Annotated in this window: 1 pseudogene; it reads left to right on the top strand. The window is 67.3% G+C overall.

The features are described 5' to 3' along the window. A pseudogene (locus ALC15_RS40990) lies at positions 1-471 on the top strand (HAMP domain-containing protein); the annotation flags it as partial.

Genomic DNA, 471 nt, shown 5'->3' with positions numbered 1-471 from the left:
CCAGGCCGAAGTGCCCGGCGTCGCCGGCACCTGGAAGGATCTAACCGACAACGTCAACTTCATGGCGTCGAACCTGACCGCGCAGGTCCGCAACATCGCCGAAGTCGCGAGCGCGATCGCCGGCGGCGACCTGTCGAAGAAGATCACGGTGGACGTGCGCGGCGAGATCCTGCTGCTCAAGGACACCCTGAACACGATGGTCGAGCAGCTGCGCTCGTTCGCTGCCGAAGTGACGCGCGTGGCGCGCGAGGTCGGCACCGAAGGGCGGCTGGGCGGCCAGGCCGTGGTGCCCGGCGCGGCGGCACCTGGAAGGACCTGACCGACAACGTCAACCTCTTGGCCGCGAACCTGACCACCCAGGTCCGCAACATCGCCGAAGTGACCACGGCCGTGGCGCGCGGCGACCTGTCGCGCAAGATCACGGTCGACGTGAAGGGCGAGATCCTCGAGCTGAAGAACACCATCAACACG

This window comes from Bradyrhizobium viridifuturi, from assembly GCF_001238275.1.
Lineage (GTDB): Bacteria > Pseudomonadota > Alphaproteobacteria > Rhizobiales > Xanthobacteraceae > Bradyrhizobium > Bradyrhizobium viridifuturi.
This window is presented reverse-complemented; position numbering and strand designations above follow the sequence as displayed.